Genomic DNA, 2,740 nt, shown 5'->3' with positions numbered 1-2,740 from the left:
GCGTCGCGAAGTGGTCGGTGTCTACGACCTCCATCGTCTGCATGTCGAAGCCACGACCCTGGAGGGCGAGCGCAAGCTGGAACGCGGCGTCGCGGTCGGCGGCGTCGAAGATCACGATGAAATCGTAATCCCCGAGGACGGCGTAGGTGTCGAGCAACTCCACGTCGAGTTGGAGTTCCCGAATGTCGGCCCGGAGTTCTCCCCAGATCGAGGCGAGTTCCTGGACGTTCTGAAAGTCGCGATCGACGTTGACGAGCGACGTATACGTCGGCATACCGGCATCTTCGGCGGCAGTCGTAAAAAGCCGTTCTGTCCGCGCGACGTTCCGGACCGAAACGCCTCGATCGTTTCGTACACGCTCCGTCCTCGGGGTCGTTTCAGACGCCCCCGAACCAGTTTCATACACTCCCCATCCCCGAGGGTTTTTGCACAGTGGTCGCCTACCCCTGGGTCATGCGGAACGCGAAGATCGTCTGTACGCTGGGACCGTCGTCCGACGACCGGGCCACGATTCGGGCGATGGCTGACGCCGGCATGGCGGTTGCGCGGCTCAACGCCAGTCACGGTTCGACGGCCGACCGTCGGAGGCTCCTCCGGGCGATTCGAGCGGTGGACGCCGCTACCGACGAGCCGCTGGCGTCCATGCTCGACCTCCAGGGACCGGAGGTCAGAACCCGGCCGCTCGACGATCCCGTCGTTCTCGATGCCGGCTCCGAGATCCGGTTCGTGGACGGCGCGGGTGATCCACCGGGGCGAATTGGCCTGACGGCTGACGTCTCCGCCGTCGACGTCGGCGATCGGATCCTGCTCGACGACGGTCGGCTCGAAACGACGGTGACGGCGGTCGAGGGCGGCGAGGTGGTCGTCCACGTCGATGCCGGCGGCGAGATCGACGGCCGCGAGGGGGTGAACGTCCCCGGCGTCGACCTCGCACTGGAGCCGGTGACCGAGTCGGATCGACGAGAACTCGAACTCGCCGTCGAGGCAGACGCCGACTTCGTCGCGGCAAGCTTCGTCGGCGACGCGGACGACCTGTACGCCGTCGGCGAGGCGATCGAATCGTTCGGCGGCGAGATCCCGGTGATCGCCAAGGTCGAACGTGCGGACGCCGTCGAGAACCTCGACGGGATCGTCGAGGCGGCGTACGGCGTGATGGTCGCCCGCGGGGACCTCGGCGTCGAGTGCCCGATGGAGGAGGTTCCGGTCATCCAAAAGCGGATCATCCGGCGGTGTCGGGAGGCCGGCGTGCCGGTGATCACCGCGACGGAGATGCTCGACTCGATGATTCAGGCCCGCCGGCCGACCCGTGCCGAGGCCTCCGACGTGGCGAACGCCGTCCTCGACGGGAGCGACGCGGTGATGCTGTCAGGCGAGACCGCCATCGGCGATCATCCCGTCCGGGTCGTCGAGGCGATGGATCGAATCGTCCGCGAGGCCGAAGCCAGCGAGGAGTACGTCGAACTCCGGGAGAGTCGGGTGCCGACCGCGGAGGCACGAACGGGTGCGCTCGCACGCTCGGCGCGCTACCTCGCCCGCGACATCGGAGCGAGCGCCGTCGTTGCCGCAAGCGAGTCGGGGTACACCGCGTTAAAAACGGCGAAGTTCCGTCCGGGCGTCCCGGTCGTGGCCGCGACCCCAGACGACGGAGTCCGTCGTCGACTCGCCCTCTCCGGTGGCGTCAGGCCGACCGGCGTGACCTTCGCCGACGAGGGGGCGGACGCCGTGATCGACGAGGCCGTCCGCGCCGCGCTCGCGGCGGGTGTCGCTGAGAGCGGCGGGACCGTGGTCGTCCTCGCGGGGATGATGACCGAACTCGAGGGCACCAGAACGACCAACACGCTCAAAGTCCACGTCGCGGCGGAGACGATTGCGGTCGGCCGGGGCGTCGTCGGCGGGCGGGCGACGGGTCCGCTCGTGCGCTCGGCCGATGGTGCGATCGGGGCGGTTCCCGAGGGTGCGATCCTCGCGCTCGGCGCTGACTTCGCCGAGCGGTTCGAGGGCGACCTCTCCCGACTCGGCGGGATCGTCTCGGCACGGCCGGGCCTGACCGGCTACGCCGCGATGGTCGCCCGTGAGATCGGTATCCCGATGATCAGCGGCGCGCACGTCGAGGAGAGCGTCCCCGATCGAACGGTCGTCACCGTCGACGGCGAACGCGGCGTCCTCTACGAGGGAGACATGGACCCACAGTAGCCGAGAGACTGATCGACCGCAACGACCCGTCGGGGTGGGAAAGTGTTTTTCCCGCAGCCTCCCAAGGGGGGGCATGGTGGAGGAGATCGTTCCGGGCGGCTTGCCCGTGTTGTTGCTTACCGTCGGGATCGCGCTCTCCATCGCCGAGGCGCTCGCTCCGGGTGCACACCTCATCGTCCTCGGTGTCGCGCTGATCGTCGCGGGGATCGTCGGTCTGCTGTTCGCCGAAATCGGCCTCCTCGGTGGACTGGGGCTGTCGCTCGTGCTCGCGTTAACCGTCCTGATCACGGGGGCAATCTCGCTGTTCGTCTACAGGGAGTTCGATTTTTACGGCGGCAAGGGGGTCGCCCGCACCAGCGACTCGACCTCCCTCCGCGGCGCGACCGGACGGGTTACTGAACGGGTCACGCCGACCAGCGGCGTGGTGAAACTCGATCGAGGCGGGTTCTCCCCACACTACCAGGCCCGGTCGATGGACGACGAGATTCCCGAGGGAACCGAGGTGATCGTGGCGGATCCGGGCGGTGGAAACGTGCTTCGGGTGGCT

3 protein-coding genes are annotated in these 2,740 nt (G+C 68.1%); 2 read left to right on the top strand and 1 reads right to left on the bottom strand.

Annotated features, from left to right (window positions below; all coding sequences use genetic code 11):
* Positions 1 to 274 (bottom strand): GYD domain-containing protein (locus tag QZT59_RS08730; protein ID WP_290814348.1); only part of this gene is annotated, 274 nt, incomplete at its 3' end.
* 179 nt (positions 275 to 453) lie between these two features.
* Here QZT59_RS08730 and pyk point away from each other — a divergent pair.
* The gene (gene pyk / locus QZT59_RS08725; RefSeq protein ID WP_290814345.1) at positions 454 to 2,193 is read left to right on the top strand and encodes a pyruvate kinase; all 1,740 of its coding nucleotides are present in this window, start codon (positions 454 to 456) and stop codon (positions 2,191 to 2,193) included.
* A gap of 73 nt (positions 2,194 to 2,266) precedes the next feature.
* A partial coding sequence (locus tag QZT59_RS08720) for an NfeD family protein (RefSeq protein ID WP_290814342.1) occupies positions 2,267 to 2,740 on the top strand: 474 nt, incomplete at its 3' end.

The organism is Halovivax sp. (assembly GCA_007119345.1).
In the GTDB taxonomy this organism is placed as follows: domain Archaea; phylum Halobacteriota; class Halobacteria; order Halobacteriales; family Natrialbaceae; genus Halovivax.
Note: the sequence above shows the minus strand (reverse complement) of the source record. Positions and strands in the feature narration are given on the sequence as shown.